Here is a 17,622-nt window from a genome sequence, read left to right on the forward strand (position 1 = left end):
CACGCGAAGCGGGGAGCGTGGGGGCCACACTCGGAAAGGTGGCCGTGCTGTTCGGCGGAGATTCCGCCGAGCGTGAGGTGTCGCTGATGTCGGGCGCCGGCGTGCTCAAGGCCTTGCAGTCCAAAGGCGTGGACGCGCACGCTTTCGACCCGTCCGAGCGTCCGCTGGATGACTTGAAGCGCGAGGGCTTTGACGCGCTGCTTCATCGCACTGCACGGCCGCCATGGCGAGGACGGTACGGTGCAGGGCGCGCTGGAACTGCTGGGTATTCCTTACACCGGTTCTGGCGTCATGGCTTCCGCCATTTCCATGGACAAGGTCATGACCAAGCGCATCTGGCGCTTTGAGGGACTGTCCACCCCGGCCTGGCAGCAGGTCAGCAGCGCGGCCCAAACCCACGCGGCGTTTGCGGCGCTGGGCGCGCCCATGATCGTCAAGCCAGCACGCGAAGGGTCGAGCATTGGCTTCACCAAGGTGATGTCCGCCGACCAGTGCGACGCAGCCTATGCCCTGGCGTCGCAACACGACCCCATGGTGCTGTGCGAGCAGTTCATCGCGGGCGACGAGGTCACCTGCCCGGTGTTGGGCTCCAACGAAGCGCCCGAAGCCTTCCCGGTGATCCGCATCGTGGCACCCGAAGGCAATTACGACTACCAGAACAAGTACTTCACCGATGTGACGCAGTACCTGGTGCCAGCCGGTCTGCCCGAGGGGGAAGAGGCCGCCATTCGTGCCCTGGTCAGCAAGGCTTACCAGGTGCTGGGCTGCCGTGGTTGGGCGCGTGCCGATGTGATGATCGACGCCAAGACGCGCACGCCCTACCTGCTGGAGATCAACACCTCGCCCGGCATGACTGGGCATTCGCTGGTCCCCATGTCGGCCAAGGCTGCGGGCATCAGCTACGAAGACCTGTGTGTGCGCCTGCTGCAAGCCACGGCGACCGATGGAGGCGTCTCTGCATGAACTCTCCGGCAGCCACACCGCTGGACGTCAAACTCATGAACACCACCGCTGCGGTGCTGTTCCTGGCGTTTGCCGGCCTGGCCATGGTGGCTGCGGCGCGCTGGGTGTCACGCCTGCCGGCGTTTGACCTGCAGGGCATCAGTGTGTCGGGTGACATGAACCACAACAACCCGCTCACCCTGCGCGCCAATGTAGCGCCCAGTTTGGGTGGGACTTTCTTCACCGTGGACTTGGCGCGGGTGCGCTCCGCATTTGAGTCGGTGCCCTGGGTACGCCGTGCGGTGGTGCGCCGCGAGTTTCCCAATCGTCTGCATGTGAGTTTGCAAGAACACCAAGCCGTGGCGTATTGGGGAGCGGAAGCGGAGTCGCGCCTGATCAACAACCATGGTGAAGTGTTTGAGGCCAATGTGGGAGAGGTGGACCAGGAGAGTTTGCCCCGCCTCCATGGGCCCGAGGGGCAGAGCGCTGAGGTGCTGGCGATGTACCGCACGCTACAGCCGCAATTCGCCAAGATGGACATGCCGCTGGAGCAGCTGGAATTGACCGGCCGAGGCAGCTGGCGCGCCCGACTGGACACGGGTGCCAACCTGGAGTTGGGGCGTGGCACGGCGGACGACGTGGACGCCCGCGTGCAACGATTTTTGAAAACCCTGACGCAGGTGACATCCCGCTACGCACGGCCCTTGACGGCCGTGGAGTCGGCCGACCTGCGGCATGAGAACGGGTATGCCATCCGGCTGCGCGGCGTGAGCACGCTGGCTGCGGATGCGCCCAAGAAGTAGCGCACAAGGTATTGCAGGACCCTATATGGCAAAAGAGTACAAAGATCTGGTAGTGGGCTTGGACATCGGCACCGCCAAAGTGATGGCGGTGGTGGCAGAGGTCATGCCCGGGGGCGAGCTCAAGCTCGCGGGTTTGGGCATCGCGCCCAGCAACGGTTTGAAGCGCGGCGTGGTGGTCAACATCGATGCCACGGTGGCCAGCATCCAGCAGGCGCTCAAAGAGGCCGAGCTGATGGCCGACTGCAAAATCAGCCGCGTCTACACCGGCATCACGGGCAGCCACATCCGCGGCATCAACAGCAGTGGCATGGTGGCGGTGAAAGACCGCGAAGTGACACAGGCTGACGTAGCCCGAGTGGTGGAAACCGCCAAGGCCATCAACATCAGCACCGACCAGCGCCTGCTGCTGGTGGAGCCCCAGGAATTCATCATCGACGGCCAGGACGTGCGCGAGCCCATTGGCATGAGCGGCATTCGCCTGGAAGCCAAGGTGCACATCGTGACCGGCGCCCAAAGCGCAGCGGAAAATATCATCAAGTGCGTGCGCCGCTGCGGCCTGGAAGTGGAGCAGCTCATGCTCAACCCGCTGGCCAGCAGCTTGAGCGTGCTGACCGAAGACGAGCGCGAGTTGGGGGTGGCGCTGGTGGACATTGGCGCCGGCACCACCGATGTGGCTATCTTCACCAACGGCGCGATCCGCCACACCGCAGTCATCCCCATCGCCGGTGACCTGATCACCAGCGACATCGCCATGGCATTACGCACGCCCACCAAGGATGCCGAAGAAATCAAGGTCGAGAGCGGCCACGCCAAGCAACTGCTGGTGGACCCCGAAGTGCAAGTGGAAGTGCCCGGCTTGGGCGACCGTGGCCCGCGCATGCTGAGCCGGCAGGCCTTGGCCGGCGTGATTGAGCCGCGTATCGAGGAAATCTTCAGCCTGGTGAACCAGGTGATGCGCGAGTCGGGCTACGAGGAGGTGCTGTCTAGCGGCATCGTGCTCACGGGCGGCAGCTGCATCATGCCGGGCATGGTCGAGCTGGGTGAGGACATCTTCCTCAAGCCCGTGCGCCGTGGCATTCCCAAATACAACAGCGCGTTGGCCGACATGGTGGCGCAGCCGCGTGCTGCTACTGTCATGGGCCTGCTCGAAGAGGCCCGTCTGGCCCGGATGCGCGGCTACAAGGTGGCGCAAAAAGCCGGCTCGATGAAAACCGCATTCGGTACCGTCAAGGACTGGTTCGTGGGGAACTTCTAACCATGAAACACAAGACATTCCATGCCGCCGGACCGCCGCTGTGCGTGCGGGCCCTGTGGCTTGCGCGGGGGAGTCCACCTTCATAAATGAACACCGACTTCACACCCCCCTTATCCAGTTTTCAAGCATTCATTCAAATAGTTTTTCAGGAGTAACAACATGGCCATCGAAATGATCGAAGAAGAAGCGTTTAACCAAGGCACCCAAATCAAGGTCATCGGCGTGGGCGGCGGCGGCGGCAACGCGGTCGAGCACATGATCCAGACCGCCGTGGGCGGCGTGGAATTCATCTGCGCCAACACCGACGCGCAGGCGCTCTCGCGCAGCACCGCGCACAAGACCATCCAGCTGGGTGGCAGCGGTCTGGGTGCTGGCAGCAAGCCGGACAAGGGCCGTGACGCCGCAGAGCAGGCCGAGGCTGACATCCGCACGGCCATCGAAGGTGCCCATATGTTGTTCATCACCGCCGGCATGGGCGGCGGCACCGGTACCGGCGCTGCTCCCGTGATTGCACGCGTGGCTAAGGAAATGGGCATTCTGACCGTGGGGGTGGTGACTAAGCCCTTCGACTTCGAAGGTGGCCGCCGCATGAGCAATGCCGATGCCGGCTTGTCCGAACTTGAAGCCAATGTGGATTCGCTGATTGTGGTGCTCAACGAAAAGCTGCTCGAAGTGCTGGGTGACGACGTGAGCCAGGACGAAGCGTTTGCCCATGCCAACGATGTGCTGAAAAACGCCGTAGGCGGTATCGCCGAAATCATCAATGTGCCTGGCCATGTGAACGTCGACTTTGAAGACGTGCGCACCGTCATGGGCGAACCCGGCAAGGCCATGATGGGCACTGCGGTGGCCAAGGGCCCGGACCGCGCCCGTATTGCCGCTGAACAGGCAGTAGCTTGCCCCCTACTGGAAGGCATTGACCTGTCGGGTGCCAAAGGCGTGCTGGTGTTGATCACTGCCGCCAAGGGCAGCTTGAAGCTGTCCGAGTCCAAGCTGGCCATGAACACCATCCGCGCCTACGCATCGCCGGATGCGCATGTGATTTACGGCACTGCATACGACGACTCGCTGGGCGAAGAAATCCGTGTGACCGTGGTCGCCACTGGCCTGAGCCGCCAGGGCGCACGCCGCACCGCGCCTCCGCTGCAAGTGTTGCGCACAGGTACCGACAACGTGCCTTTCCATGTGCCTACCCTCAACACCATTGCCCAGCCTTCTGGCGCGGCAGCGGCTCTGGGCGGCACCGGCCACGCGGCCAGCCAGCCCGATTACGGCAGCATGGCCACGCCCAGCGTATGGCGTACCAACCGCACGCAAGCTGCAGCCAAGGTGGACGCACTGTCCAGCGGTGGCATGGACGACTACGAAATCCCCGCGTTCCTGCGCAAGCAAGCGGACTAATAGTGCCCCCACGCTCCGCCGCTGCGCGGGTCGCTGCCCCCCCAAAGGGGCGCGTTTCCCCTTGGGGCGGCCCGGCGGGGAAACCTTGGCATCGTTTGCGTGTGGCCGCTTTCCCCTTTGCAGGGGGCAACACCTGTGGCCCGGCCTAGCCAGGTCCACGGTGTTTCTGGCGGAATACACGCGCTTCGGAGGCCTTTTTGCGCTACTTTTACAATAGACCGGTGCTGAAACAACGAACCCTCAAATCCCTGACCCGCGCCGTTGGCGTGGGCCTGCACAGCGGCCAGCGTGTGGAAATCACGCTGCGCCCGGCTGCGCCAGATACGGGCATTGTGTTTCGCCGCGTGGATTTGCCCAATGCGCCGGACATTGTGGTCTCGGCCGAGTCGGTGACCGATACGCGCCTGGCGTCAACGCTGTCCTGTGGCAATGCCAAGGTGCACACGGTGGAACACCTGATGTCAGCCTGCGCTGGCCTGGGGGTTGATAACCTGTTTGTGGACATTACCGCCGAGGAGATTCCTATCCTCGATGGCTCTGCCGCCTCCTTTGTGTTCCTGCTGCAAAGTGCGGGCATTGAGATGCAAAACGCACCGCGTCGCTTCATCCGCCTCACCAAGCCGGTGGAGGTGCGCGAAGGCGAGGGTGCCAACGAGAAGTGGGCGCGCCTGGACCCGTACCACGGCTATAAGCTGAGTTTTGAGATTGACTTCAACCACCCGGCTGTCGACTCCACCGGACAGCGCGTGGAGTTTGACCTGAGCACCGGCTCCTACTCACGCGACATTGCGCGCGCCCGCACCTTTGGTTTCACCAAAGACGTGGAAATGATGCGCTCCAACGGCCTGGCCCTTGGTGGTGGGCTGGACAACGCTATCGTGATGGACGACTACAAGGTGCTCAATGCCGACGGGCTGCGGTACGACGACGAATTCGTCAAACACAAGATCCTGGACGCCATGGGCGATCTCTATATTGTGGGAAAGCCCTTGCTGGCGGCCTACAGTGCTCGCCGCTCCGGCCACGCGCTGAACAACAAGCTCTTGCGCGAACTGCAGGCCCACCCTGAATGCTGGGAAGTTGTGACGTTTGAGGACGTGAAGCAAGCCCCAGTGGGTTTTGCCCTGCCTGTGCGGGCCTGGTGAAATATGTCGCTCACACTCCGCCATTGCACGGGTTGCTGCCCTCCTACCGTAGGGGGCGCTACACACCGGGAGCTCACTCGCCTTGTGGCGGCCCGACTGCGAGTCGTCCACCCGAGCTAGGCGCATGCTGCTGCTCCGCTGGCTGATTCTGTTGTGCCTGCTGGGTGCGGCTGTGTGTTTTGCCTTTTATGTGGGCAGTGGTAACCCCCGGTTTAAGCACTATGGCTGGGTCACGTTGAAATGGACCCTGTTGGCGGCAGGGGGATTTTTCGCCGTACTCATCCTGGAGCGGGTAGCCTAAGTACCGCAGGGCCCCTAGGAAATGGTGATTCTTGGGTTATATTTTCTGGGTGCAGGCAGGCAGGCAGGCAGGCTGGCAGGCAGGCAGGCAGGCAGGCTTTGGGTTTGGTAGCCCGTCTCACCGGCACGGATTCTAAAAAATATTCACGGAATAAGGGATGGGTATGTTATTCAAGTTGTTTACTTCGCTCGCGGTTTCTCTGGTATTGATGTCTGGCGCTGCCATGGCCCGGCAATCGGTGCCGGTGGTCAATTTCGAAAATGTGGCCATCACCAGCGCATCTGGCAAAACGCCGTCCGCAGAAGCCATCACACAGGCCATCAAATTGGCGAGCGCAGCCAAGGGCTGGACCATCGTTGCCGATGCAGGCTCGGCTCTGTCGGCAACCTTGGTGGTTCGCGACAAGCACACCATCTCGGTCCAGATCAGTACTGCTGGCGACAAGTACTCCATCCGTTACAAGGCCAGCGTGAATATGAACGCCGAAGAGCGCGCAGGACAGATGGAGATCCACCCCAACTACAACAAGTGGGTCAAGGATCTGAATGATGCGATCCGTATTGAGTTCTTGAAGCTCTGATGTCGCACGCCGCAGCAGTTTCTGGCGCGGTGATTTAAAACGAGAGGCTGTAGAGGTCGGTCGGAAGGGTATTCCCTCCGGGCGGCATCTGCTACAGCGTGGGCCATGGTAAATTTATTCTCGGTGGATGAATGGGCTGCTTGGGCGCCTGGCTTGGTAGACCAGGCTGCATGGCGAGCCTGGCTTGCGAATCCCAGTCCGCTGCCTTCTGACGGCAAGCCTTCCCTTGAAGAGATGCCGGCGATGATGCGGCGCAGAGTCGAGCGTCTGGGACGCGCTGCGTTGCAGGTCGCCTATTGGTGCCAAGGTGACACAACGGGTGAGCCTGTCATTTTTGCGTCGCGTTATGGGGACATGCAGCGCGCGGCCGATTTGCTGCAAACGTTGAGTGCCGGTGACGGGCTGTCTCCCGCATCTTTCAGTGTGTCGGTACATAACGCCATTGGTGCGTTGTACTCCATCGCGCGCGGAGACACGGCAAACTATCTTGCCATTGCAGCGGGAGATGCTACTGTGTCCTCCGCATTTACGGAGGCCATCGGGCACTTGGCGGATGGCGCCCCTGCAGTGATGGTCGTTGTGTATGAAGAGCCTTTGCCTGGCGTGTATCAGGCCTACGCAGGTCAGGTCCTTTTTCCGCGGGCTTGGGCTTGCAGACTTGTGCCTGTCACGCAGCAAGGCATTTCCCTGGAATGGTCTGAAAATCCAGCGTCTGAGGCGGCTGAAGCCACGGATCTTGCAATCCTCAAGTTTGTCACGTCTTCCGCTCAGGCCGAGCTGCGTGTGGGTCGTTGCCTTTGGACGCGGCATGCGTAGTCAATGCGGACGTGCTTGGCGGGTATTTGCGACAGGGCTTGCATTTGCCACCTTTGGTCTGGGAGGCTTGTTGCTGAGGCTGATGTACTTTCCGGCCTTGAAGCACTGCTTCTGGCTCAGTCGCCAGCAGGAGTCCCGCATGGCACGCAATGCGGTGCAGCGGACCTTCCGCTGGTTTGTATGGTGGATGGCTGCCCTGGGCGTTATGAGTTTTGAAATCCGCGGGCAGGAACGCCTGAATCGCACGGGGTTGCTGGTGTTGGCGAACCACCCGACGCTGATTGATGTGGTGTTTCTGATCTCTCTACTGCCCAATGCCGATTGCATTGTCAAAAGTACGTTGGCACGCAATCCATTTACGCGTGGGCCCGTCAGGGCGGCAAACTACATCTGCAATGATTCCGGTGCTGGCATGGTGGAGGACTGCATACATTCCTTGCGGCAGGGCAGCAATTTGATTATCTTCCCTGAGGGGACGCGCACGGGTGTAGACGGCAAAATCACCTTGCAAAGAGGGGCCGCAAATGTTGCCGTGCGCGGGGGGCGGGACATTACGCCGGTGCGCATTCATTGCGCCCCCAGAACCCTGACCAAAGGGCTTGCTTGGTGGCAGGTGCCCAGTGCGCGGGCGCATTTTGTGATCGACGTATGTGACGACATTGATATTCAGTCCTTCCTGGATGAAGGACCCGGCGATGCGCTGGCAGCGCGGCGATTAACCCATTTTTTGACAAACTATTTTTCGGGAAGCGATTTGAACCATGGCCTTGCTTGAACAAGAGTTGAAAGAGATCATCATTGAAACGCTGAATCTCGAGGACATCCGGCCGGAGGACATTGACACCTCCGCCGCCTTGTTTGTGGATGGCCTGGGACTTGACTCCATTGACGCACTGGAGTTGGGGCTGGCTCTGCAGAAGCGCTACGGTATCAGCCTTTCTGCAGACTCCGCAGAAACCCGCTCTCATTTTGCGAGTGTGCATGCTTTGGCTGCCTTTGTTGCATCCGCCCGGACACGCTAAATAAACCCAACTCGCAACGCACGGTCCCAAAGACACGAGACACTTATGACGAAACAGGAACTATTTGAGCGCCTCCGCACCATCCTCCAGGATACTTTTGACGTGCCCTCCGAGAAAATCCATCTGGAAGCAAGGCTCTATGAAGATCTGGATGTGGACAGCATTGACGCGGTGGACATGATTGTCCAGTTGCGCCCCTTGCTGGGCAAGCGCCTGCAACCTGATGCCTTCAAGTCGGTGCGCACACTGCACGACGTGGTGGAAACGGTGTATGGCCTCCTTAACGACCCGACGACCTGAGCTGCATGCGTGCAGTGCTTCTGAGTGTTGTTACCCTGCTGTATCCCCTGATGGTGTATTGGGGGCTGGGGCATGCCGAGCCACGCTGGCTGGCCTTGTTGCTGGCGGGCATGGCGATTGCACGTGCCCTGACAACACGTGACAAGGTCTGGCTTATGGCCGCCGGCGGAGCATTGTTATTGTCTCTTGTGAGTTTGTTGGGCAACCAGATCTGGCCCTTGAAGCTCTACCCCGTGCTGGTCAGTTTGCTGCTGCTGGTGGTGTTCGCGACAAGTTTGATCCAGACTCCCACGGCCATTGAACGGATTGCAAGAATTCGGGAGCCGGACTTGGACGCCGCTGGCGTCGCCTATACCCGTACTGTGACGAAAGTATGGTGTGCATTTTTCATCATCAATGGAAGCATTGCTCTGGTCACTGCGGTGTGGGCCAGTGAGGCGATCTGGGCCTTGTATACCGGCTTGATTTCCTATGGTCTGATGGGCGTTCTCTTTGCTGCGGAGTTGCTGGTGCGGCGGCGTGTGAGGGCGCGTCATGGTTAGTTTCTTGCATGTTGCGGAACTTCTGGCCGCAGGCCGTCCCGGCGATCACCTTGTCGCTTGGCAAGGTAATACGCCTGTCTTGTACCGGGAATTTTTGTCCAAAGTGGGTGGCTGGCGCGCCACCTTTGAGGCGCAAGCCGGGAGCAAATGGGCGCTGTACTTTGACGATAGCCTAGAGTTTTCTGCTGCCCTCTTGGGGGCTTGGCATGCCGGCAAGATGGTGTATTTGCCGGGGGATAACTTGCCGGCAACGTTGGCGAGTTTGCGTATTGACGTAGATGGTTTTGCCGGAGATTTCCCGACTGATACCGGTAACGTCCTGCACCCTGTCGACTGCTTTCCGGAATGCACGTGGGCCCCATTGGCCTTGGACACGCTGGTGCTGACGGTTTACACATCCGGCTCCAACGGGGCTCCATCTGCCATTCCCAAATATCTTCGCCAGCTCGATGCCGAAGTGGCAACTCTGGCGCAGAGGTGGGACTCAGATCTGGGTGATGCCACAGTACTGGCGACCGTGTCGCACCAACACATATACGGCCTGCTGTTCCATGTGCTGTGGCCGCTTGCTTCAGGGCGGCCATTGCTGGCTATGCGGCTGCCGTACCTCGAGTCGGTTGTGGCTGAGTTGACGCTGCGGCCTGCGGTGTTGATTGCCAGCCCGGCCCATCTCAAGCGCTTGCCTGTGGGTCTGGATTGGAAATCTGTGCAGCATAACCTGCGCGCCGTGTTTTCGTCGGGCGGGCCATTGCCCGAGGAGGCTGCACGGCAATGCCATGCGTTGATGGGCGGGACGCCGACTGAGATTTATGGAAGCTCGGAAACAGGCGGGATTGCGTGGCGCCAAAACCAATCAAATGGCACTGCGTACTGGACGCCGCTGCCGGGCGTTTCTGTGCGATTAGAGGGCGAGGCTCTCCAGGTGCGCTCACCTCATTTGCCTGATAAGACGTGGTTCCAATCTGCGGACAAGGCCCAGTTGCATCACAAAGGGTTTGTTTTGCTTGGGCGTGCAGATCGCCTGGTCAAGATTGAGGAAAAGCGTATTTCGCTGACCGCCTTGGAACGCAGCTTGATGGCGTCGGGCTACCTGGACAGTGTGGCTCTCGTCTTGTTGCCTGGTGAGCGTGTTGGCCTGGGCGGTATTGCGATTCTGAACGAAAAGGGCTGGGCAAAAATCCAGCTGCATGGCAAGCAGGCACTCAACCAGGCCTTGCACGCCTGCCTAGTGGGGCAGGTGGAGACCATTGCCATTCCGCGCCGGTGGCGGTATGTCTGGGCTTTGCCTGTGAACAGCCAGGGCAAGACAGCGCAGTCTGCCTTGGTCGAGTTGTTTGATCCCCGTGATCCTCAGGCGCAGCTGATGGCGCGTGAGCCTCTGCGCGCGCATCTGCGTATCCCCGTGTCTGCACGCTTACCTTACTTTGAGGGGCACTTTCACCAAATGCCTATCCTGCCGGGTGTTGCGCAGGTGGAGTGGGCGATTGCGTACGGAAAGAAGCTGTTTTCATTGCCACCCCATTTCTTGCGCTTGGAGACTATCAAATTCCAGCGTGTGATTTCGCCAGGGGATGTGGTGGATCTGTATTTCGTGTTTCTGCCCGAGCGTTCGAGCCTGGAGTTCAAGCTGCAATCTGCCGAGGGCCAGCACGCAGCCGGGCGCATCGTATTTGGAGCCCGTCCGTGAAAGTGTGTGTTGTGGTCCCCGTATATAACCACGGTGCAACTGTGGGGGCGGTCGTCGCCAGCTTGCAGGCCCACGGTGTGCATTGCATCGTGGTGGACGATGGCAGTGAGCCGGTGTGTGCTGCCATCCTGCACGATTTGCATGTGCGGGCACCTGCGAATGTGGGGTTGGTCCGCATGCCGCACAACGGCGGCAAGGGTGCGGCGGTGATTGCGGGCATGCAGGCCGCGTGGGCGCAGGGATTTACCCATGCGCTGCAGGTGGATGCGGATGGCCAGCATGCAATGGAGGACGTTCCCCGTTTCATTGCGCTGGCCCAGACCCTACCTGATGCCGTGATCTGTGGCTGCCCGGTGTATGACAACACCGTGCCCAAAGGGCGCTTGTATGGCCGCTACCTGACCCACGTCTGGGTATGGATCAACACCCTGTCTTTTGACATTCGTGACTCCATGTGCGGCTTTCGGGTCTATCCCTTGGCAAACACCGTGGCCTTGCTGAATGAGGTTCGCATCGGCCGGCGCATGGATTTTGATACCGAAATCATCGTACGCCTGTATTGGCGCGGCGTGCCGGTGGTCAACCAACCCACGCGTGTCCGGTACCCGCAGGGCGGCATTTCCCATTTCAGGGCCTTGCAGGACAACGTGTTGATCAGCCGGATGCATGCAATGTTGTTTCTCGGCATGCTGTGCCGTGCGCCTGCATTGGTGATGCGCAAACTGCGACAAAGGACCGGATGACAAAACGGGTACCAAGCCAGCATTGGGCGCATATTGGCGAGAGCACGTTTGTCTGGGGCATCTGGTTTCTGTACGGCGTGCACCGGCTGTTCGGCCGTTGGCCGTTCCGGGTGTGCCTGTACCCCGTGGTGTTTGCCCTGTGGTGCATGCATTCCCGTGTGCGGCGGGCCTCCATGGAGTATTTACAGCACATGGAGCAGAGTACGGGGGCACTGGGGCACGCACCGCGCGCGCGCGACAGCCTGCAGCACCTGTTGCTCTTCGCCGAAACCCTGCTCGACAAGCTGCTTGCAGTGTCCGGGCGCTACCGCTTTGAACATGTTCAGACCGAGGGACGGGAGTCTTTGTACGAAGCTGCGCAACAGCGACTGGGCGGCGTGATTGTGGTGGCACACATGGGCTGCCTTGAATTGTGCCGGGCGATGGCCGAGCACAGTCAGGCGCTGAAGCTTAATGTGCTCGTGCACACTAAGCACGCCACCGAATTCAATCGCGTCTTGCAGAAACTCAATCCTGCCAACAGCATCAATCTGATCGAAGTAGAGACCATCAACCTCGCGACATCTCTGGTGCTGTCCGAGAAAGTGGCGCGTGGTGAATATGTCGTGATTGCTGGTGACCGGATTCCTGTGACCGCTAGCCAAACGGTAGATGTCGAGTTCTTGGGCCGGCAGGCCCCCTTTCCGGTGGGGCCGTATGTTTTGTCGAGCCTGCTCAAATGCCCGCTGTATTTCTTGGGTTGCATTCACGCGGGCCGGGGTTACATCGTGCATTTCGAGCTGCTGACCGAGCAGGTCGTTTTGCCGCGCGGGCAGCGGCAGGCGCATATGGCGCAATACGCGGCGCTCTATGCCCGCGCATTGACGGCTTTGCTGGTGCGATCCCCTTATGACTGGTTTAACTTTTTCCCCTTTTGGGATCAATCTCATGACATACGACTCCCTTGACCCTGTTGTTTTTGACGGGCAGCGCCTTTCCATTGAAGACGTGGTGGATTTGTCGCGTCGCAGCCGTGGCGGGCAGTTGTCTGATGCACCAGACTTTCGCAAGCGGATTGCCAAGGGTGCAGAGTTTCTGGATCGCTTGTTGGCGGAGGATGGCGTGATTTATGGCGTCACCACAGGCTACGGGGATTCGTGCACGGTGACCATCCCGCCCGATCTGGTGCCCGAGCTTCCGCACCATCTGTATGCCTACCATGGCTGCGGTGCCGGGCGCTACCTCACCCCCGAAGAAACACGCGCTGTGTTAGCCGCACGTCTGGCCTCCCTTTCGCAGGGCATGTCGGGTGTCAGCGTGGGGTTGCTGGAGCAGATTGCCCATTTGCTGCAGCACGATGTGCTGCCCCTCATTCCTGCGGAAGGGTCGGTGGGGGCTAGCGGAGATTTGACGCCGCTGTCTTACCTGGCGGCGGTACTGTGCGGCGAGCGGGATGTCCTTTTCCAAGGCTCTGTGCGTCCTGCCGCCGAAGTGCTCAAGTTGCTGGGCATCCAGACCCTGCGCCTGCGCCCTAAAGAGGGCTTGGCCATCATGAACGGAACTGCCGTCATGACTGCCATGGCTTGTCTGGCGTGGCAGCGAGCGAACTACCTGTGCCAGCTGGCCACGCGCCTCACTGCCATGAATGTGTTGGCCAGTGCCGGTAATGCGCACCACTTCGACGAAGCCCTGTTTGCCGTGAAACCGCATGCCGGCCAGCAAATGGTGGCCGCCCGTATTCGCGAAGATCTGGCGTCTGATCGTCCCAACCGCAATGAACAGCGTCTGCAGGACCGGTATTCGCTGCGTTGTGCTCCTCATGTCATTGGGGTGCTGCAGGACACTCTGCCATTCTTCCGGACCCTGATTGAAAACGAGCTCAATAGTGCCAACGACAACCCCATCATTGATGGTGAAAACGAGCGAGTTCTCCACGGTGGTCATTTCTATGGCGGACACATTGCCTTCGCCATGGATGGATTGAAGAACGCGGTTGCCAACGTGGCTGACCTGCTGGACCGCCAGCTGGCATTGTTAGTGGATACGCGCTTCAACCATGGACTTCCGTCCAATCTGTCCGGGGCCAAGGGGCCTCGGGCTGCCATCAACCATGGTTTGAAGGCGTTGCAGATCAGTGTGTCGGCCTGGACCGCAGAGGCCTTGAAGCAGACTATGCCGGCCTCCGTGTTCAGCCGGTCCACGGAGTGCCATAACCAGGACAAGGTCAGCATGGGAACCATTGCCGCAAGAGATTGTCTGCGTGTGCTGGAGCTTTCCGAGCAGGTGCTGGCATCCATGCTGATTGCGGCGCGCCAGGGCATTGCGCTGCGCAGGGACATCGGTTCGCCTTTGGCGCTTTCTCCTGCGTTGGCGCGCATGCAGAGTGCGCTCGAAGCGCAAATTCCCTTGCTGGAAGAAGACCGGGCGTTGGACGCGGAGTTGCGCGCCTTGGTACAAGGCATTCGGGCTGAACAGTGGGCCTTGTATGAAGCCTGATCTGAGTCACGAGATTACGCTGACGCCGGCGTTCCATGACCTTGATCCCATGGACATCGTCTGGCATGGAAATTACGTCAAATACCTGGAGGTGGCGCGTAGCGCACTGCTGGCCAAGTTCGGATACGACTATGTGGAGATGCGGGAGTCCGGTTATGCCTGGCCGATTGTCCATTTGCATCTGAAGTATTCAGGCATGGTGGTGTACGGGCAGCAAATCAGAATCCAGGCGAAAATCACGGAATGGGAAAACCGCCTGCGCATCGAGTACGTGATCTCTGATGTGGCAACGGGGCGGCGCCTCAACAAGGCGTACACCATCCAAGTGGCCCTGGAGATTGCGTCGCGCCAGATGCAATATGTCTGCCCGCAAGTACTGTGGACCAAGCTGGGAGTGCAGCCATGATGCGCTGGCTTCTGTGCTTGGCCATGGCCGGTGTTGCCTTGTTGGGGCATGCGGGAGAGCTGTCTGCAGATATTGCGGCACGCCTCGCTGATGCGCCGGTGATTCGGGGGCAGTTTGAGCAGAAGAAGACGCTGGTCGGCTTCCGTCAGCCGCTGGTGTCCAGGGGCGATTTTTTATTGTGGCGTGACCATGGTGTGGTGTGGCATACGCTAACGCCATTCGACTCCCGCCTGGTGCTGAGTCGGCGCCGCATGACGAGCACACAAGGTGGAGCCACCTATCAAATGGATGCCCAGAAAGAACCCGGACTGCTGATCGCGAACGAGGTGATGTTTGCGGTGCTGGCGGGCAATGTGGGCGCGCTCAGCCAGCGGTTCCAGATCAGTGGGAGCTTGATGGGGGCCGACGCGTGGCAGCTCAAGCTGGTGCCTCGCGATGCCGGATTGGCCAAGGTATTCAGGGCCATTGAGCTCAGCGGTGCCCGCTATGTCCAAGAGGTCAAGCTGGAAGATGGCAGTGGGGACGTCACTGCCATCCGGTTCAGTCAGCTCAAGTCCGCTACCGAAGTGGCGCCTGATGAGGTAAAGAACTTTGCTGACTAGACCCGTCGTCTCTCGTTGGCTGGCCTTGATATGGGCGGGCCTGATGTTGCTTGTTGTGGTGGATCAGTTCCATTTCTGGCAATCGTCCCGGCTCGATACTGATGTACTCGCCTTGCTGCCGCCGGATGAGCAGCAACCCGTCATCGATGCCATCACGCGAAAACTCACGGATGAGAATGGTCGGCAGCTGGTGCTTTTGGTGGGAGCCAAAGATTGGGCTCAGACCCGTAAGGCGGCATCTGTCTTGCGTGAGTCACTGGCATCTCAGGCGGCCTTGCTTCAGCCTGCCGAACTCAATGCCGGATCGGTGGATGCCGCCCTGGCGTTCTACAAACCTTGGCGCGATCGCCTGCTGAGTCCGGGACAACGCCAGCGCCTGCAAGACGCAACGCCAGAGCAACTGAAGTCCATGGCCTTGATGCGACTGTACCAGCCTGCAAGTGCTTCGTTGACCGACTGGCGCCAAGACCCATTGGGCTCCTGGCAGGACTGGTGGATCGCTCGCGGAGGGGAGAGCGACGTTCGCTTGCGTGATGGTGATCTGTGGCTGAACGGCCAGGGGCAGGAGTGGATTCTCATGCCGTATGAAAGCCGCTCTGCTGCGTTTGCGGTGAGCGGGGCCGCGCCATTGACGGAGGCCCTAAACCTTGCCCGTCTTGCGGTTGCCCATGCCTTGCCGGACTCGCGGGTGCTGGCGGCCGGGGTGCCTCTGTACGCTGAGGCTGCAGCAGCGCAAGCCAATGATGAGATGTCGACCATTGGCCTCGGGTCTTTGCTGGCGGTTTTGCTCCTAGTGTGGCTCGCGTTCCGGTCCATACGGCCCATTCTGCTGGTCGGGCTTTCCCTGCTGGTGGGCTGTGCTGTGGCGCTTAGTGTCACGGCCTTGCTGTTTGACAAGGTGCATCTCCTGACACTGGTCTTTGGCTCCAGTCTGGTGGGGGTGGCTGAGGACTATGGGTTTCACTATTTTTCTGCGCGCCAGGGCAAGGCCGAACATCAAAAATACAACGTGTTGCGGGCTTTGCTCCCCGGCCTGTTTTTGGCTTTGGCTACCAGCGTCCTTGCGTACCTCACCTTGGGCATTGCTCCATTTCCGGGTTTGCAGCAGATGGCAGTCTTTTCTGCAACGGGCTTGTGCGCCGCGTTCCTGACGGTGCTGTGCTGGTTTCCTAGTCTGGACCGTGGCCCTTTGGTTCAGACGCCTTTCGCAAGCAAGGTTGCTGACATTTTGCAGCGGTGGCCACGCCTCCAGTTTCGGGGGCGGCAAGCGCTTGTCATTGCAGTCATTTCTCTGCTAACTGTAGTCGGCTTGCTCCGCCTGGACAGTCAGGATGACATTCGGCAGCTCTACAGTGCCCCCAAGGCTTTGCTGACGGAACAGATCGCTATCAACCAGTTGCTAGGTTTGCCCAGCCCCGCGCAGTTTTTCCTGGTTCAAGGGGATTCTGCCGAGCAGGTGCTGATACATGAGGCCGCATTGACTGCGAAGCTGGAACCCCTGGTTGCACAAGGCACGCTGCGCGGGTACCGGGCGGTATCTGACTGGATACCAGCGCTGGCTGTGCAAGCGGAAAACCGGGCATTGACCCAGAAAGCGGATGCTGCGGCTTGGAAGGCCATCGAAGACGCGACCGGACAGGCGCACGTGCCAGCACCCTCGGCTTCGGATGCCCTGTCGCCAGAGGTCTGGTTTGCCAGTCCTGTGTCCGCAGCCATTCGTGCCCAGTGGTTGGGGGCCTTCCAAGGGCAGCACTATAGCGTGATGCTGCTGCGTGGCTTGCCCGCAAAGGAGCTGCGGACGGTGGCGGACGTCGCCCTTGGCCTGCAGGGTGTCCAGTGGGTGAATCGCACGGAGCAGATATCCGGTTTGATGGCGCGCTACCGGTTCGTGATGGCGGGCTATCTGGCTGTCGGCTATGTCGCGGTACTGCTGGTGTTGCTGTGGCGCTTTCGCCGCCAGGCGTGGCGCGCCTGGATGCCTACCTTGCTGGGCAGTTTGATGACTTTGGCTATCTTTGGCTGGACGGGGCAGCCCATCCAGCTGTTCACCGTACTGGCCCTGCTGCTGCTGCTTGGCATGGGCGTGGACTATGGCATCTTCCTCTTGGAGCACCCGGAAGATGGCAGCGCCTGGGTGGCGGTGGCACTGGCCGGGGTCAGCACCCTCTTGTCCTTCGGGCTGCTGGCCTTGTCCGCCACGCCGGCCTTGCGTGCCTTTGGCCTCACCATGCTGCTGGGTGAGGTGCTGGTCTGGGTGCTAACACCTTTCTTTCGACCTTTTCCGCCCCCTGTGCCAACAGTGAGCCCCTCTCATGCTTGATGTCCTGAATAAATTTGTACTTACCCATATCCGCACCATCGAAATGATTGGTGTGCTGATGCGCATCTTCAGCTTCAGTCTGGTGAGCTGGCTGGGCCCTCAGAGCCCGTTCATGTTTGTATGGATTTTCAACACCATTGATGCCGTCATGCTGGCCTGGTGTTCTCGTGCGCGCCGAGACTCTGCGTACACCCTGCTCAATACGTTCTGGATATTGGTCGGGGTCGTCGGCATTCTCAGAGCCGGAAACTGGGTCCACTGAATAGAGAAAAAGGGAAAACA

Annotated in this window: 19 protein-coding genes and 1 pseudogene; all 20 read left to right on the forward strand. The window is 60.1% G+C overall.

The window, feature by feature from the left end; all coding sequences use genetic code 11:
* Window positions 1-17: 17 nt before the first annotated feature.
* Window positions 18-963: pseudogene (locus tag U5O12_RS01915) on the forward strand (D-alanine--D-alanine ligase).
* Window positions 960-1,745: a cell division protein FtsQ/DivIB gene (locus tag U5O12_RS01920; protein ID WP_322577004.1), complete on the forward strand. Its 786-nt coding sequence runs from the start codon at window positions 960-962 to the stop codon at window positions 1,743-1,745. The pseudogene U5O12_RS01915 and the gene U5O12_RS01920 overlap by 4 nt, the downstream one beginning before the upstream one ends.
* Window positions 1,746-1,770: 25 nt before the next feature.
* A complete protein-coding gene (gene ftsA / locus U5O12_RS01925) occupies window positions 1,771-3,000 on the forward strand; it encodes a cell division protein FtsA (RefSeq protein WP_322577005.1) in 1,230 nt (409 codons plus the stop codon).
* A 159-nt stretch (window positions 3,001-3,159) separates the two neighbouring features.
* Window positions 3,160-4,401, forward strand: coding sequence for a cell division protein FtsZ (gene ftsZ, locus U5O12_RS01930; RefSeq protein WP_322577006.1), 1,242 nt, complete (start codon window positions 3,160-3,162; stop codon window positions 4,399-4,401).
* A gap of 221 nt (window positions 4,402-4,622) precedes the next feature.
* Window positions 4,623-5,546, forward strand: coding sequence for a UDP-3-O-acyl-N-acetylglucosamine deacetylase (lpxC, locus tag U5O12_RS01935; protein WP_322577007.1), 924 nt, complete (start codon window positions 4,623-4,625; stop codon window positions 5,544-5,546).
* Window positions 5,547-5,670: 124 nt separating this feature from the next.
* Entirely contained in the window at window positions 5,671-5,847 is a 177-nt protein-coding gene (locus tag U5O12_RS01940) for a hypothetical protein (RefSeq protein WP_322577008.1), read from the forward strand.
* A 163-nt stretch (window positions 5,848-6,010) separates the two neighbouring features.
* Entirely contained in the window at window positions 6,011-6,427 is a 417-nt protein-coding gene (locus U5O12_RS01945) for a hypothetical protein (RefSeq protein ID WP_322577009.1), read from the forward strand.
* 105 nt (window positions 6,428-6,532) lie between these two features.
* Window positions 6,533-7,243, forward strand: coding sequence for a beta-ketoacyl synthase chain length factor (locus U5O12_RS01950; RefSeq protein ID WP_322577010.1), 711 nt, complete (start codon window positions 6,533-6,535; stop codon window positions 7,241-7,243).
* Window positions 7,244-7,382: 139 nt separating this feature from the next.
* Complete coding sequence (locus U5O12_RS01955) at window positions 7,383-8,018, forward strand: lysophospholipid acyltransferase family protein (protein ID WP_322577011.1); 636 nt, start codon at window positions 7,383-7,385, stop codon at window positions 8,016-8,018.
* Window positions 8,005-8,265 (forward strand): phosphopantetheine-binding protein, encoded by a 261-nt coding sequence (locus U5O12_RS01960; RefSeq protein ID WP_322577012.1) that lies wholly within the window; start codon window positions 8,005-8,007, stop codon window positions 8,263-8,265. The genes U5O12_RS01955 and U5O12_RS01960 overlap by 14 nt, the downstream gene beginning before the upstream one ends.
* A 45-nt stretch (window positions 8,266-8,310) precedes the next feature.
* Entirely contained in the window at window positions 8,311-8,565 is a 255-nt protein-coding gene (locus U5O12_RS01965; protein ID WP_322577013.1) for an acyl carrier protein, read from the forward strand.
* Between the two features lie 5 nt (window positions 8,566-8,570).
* Window positions 8,571-9,107 carry a hypothetical protein gene (locus U5O12_RS01970; RefSeq protein ID WP_322577014.1) on the forward strand — a complete coding sequence of 179 codons (537 nt, stop codon included), beginning with the start codon at window positions 8,571-8,573 and terminating at the stop codon, window positions 9,105-9,107.
* Window positions 9,108-9,186: 79 nt separating this feature from the next.
* Complete coding sequence (locus U5O12_RS01975; protein ID WP_322577015.1) at window positions 9,187-10,794, forward strand: AMP-binding protein; 1,608 nt, start codon at window positions 9,187-9,189, stop codon at window positions 10,792-10,794.
* Complete coding sequence (locus tag U5O12_RS01980; protein ID WP_322577016.1) at window positions 10,791-11,537, forward strand: glycosyltransferase family 2 protein; 747 nt, start codon at window positions 10,791-10,793, stop codon at window positions 11,535-11,537. The genes U5O12_RS01975 and U5O12_RS01980 overlap by 4 nt, the downstream gene beginning before the upstream one ends.
* 77 nt (window positions 11,538-11,614) lie before the next feature.
* Window positions 11,615-12,484, forward strand: a complete 870-nt coding sequence (locus U5O12_RS01985; protein WP_322577017.1) for an acyltransferase — start codon at window positions 11,615-11,617, stop codon at window positions 12,482-12,484.
* Window positions 12,465-14,012, forward strand: coding sequence for an aromatic amino acid ammonia-lyase (locus U5O12_RS01990; protein WP_322577018.1), 1,548 nt, complete (start codon window positions 12,465-12,467; stop codon window positions 14,010-14,012). Before U5O12_RS01985 ends, U5O12_RS01990 begins: the two co-directional genes overlap by 20 nt.
* The gene (locus U5O12_RS01995) at window positions 14,002-14,418 is read left to right on the forward strand and encodes an acyl-CoA thioesterase (RefSeq protein WP_322577019.1); all 417 of its coding nucleotides are present in this window, start codon (window positions 14,002-14,004) and stop codon (window positions 14,416-14,418) included. Before U5O12_RS01990 ends, U5O12_RS01995 begins: the two co-directional genes overlap by 11 nt.
* Window positions 14,415-15,020, forward strand: a complete 606-nt coding sequence (locus U5O12_RS02000; RefSeq protein WP_322577020.1) for an outer membrane lipoprotein carrier protein LolA — start codon at window positions 14,415-14,417, stop codon at window positions 15,018-15,020. The genes U5O12_RS01995 and U5O12_RS02000 overlap by 4 nt, the downstream gene beginning before the upstream one ends.
* A gap of 43 nt (window positions 15,021-15,063) precedes the next feature.
* Window positions 15,064-17,340 carry an MMPL family transporter gene (locus U5O12_RS02005; RefSeq protein ID WP_322577021.1) on the forward strand — a complete coding sequence of 759 codons (2,277 nt, stop codon included), beginning with the start codon at window positions 15,064-15,066 and terminating at the stop codon, window positions 17,338-17,340.
* Window positions 17,333-17,602, forward strand: coding sequence for a hypothetical protein (locus U5O12_RS02010; RefSeq protein ID WP_322577022.1), 270 nt, complete (start codon window positions 17,333-17,335; stop codon window positions 17,600-17,602). Before U5O12_RS02005 ends, U5O12_RS02010 begins: the two co-directional genes overlap by 8 nt.
* The last annotated feature ends 20 nt before the right edge of the window (window positions 17,603-17,622 follow it).

Origin of the sequence: Rhodoferax sp. (assembly GCF_034519335.1) — a bacterium.
Lineage (GTDB): Bacteria > Pseudomonadota > Gammaproteobacteria > Burkholderiales > Burkholderiaceae_C > Allorhodoferax.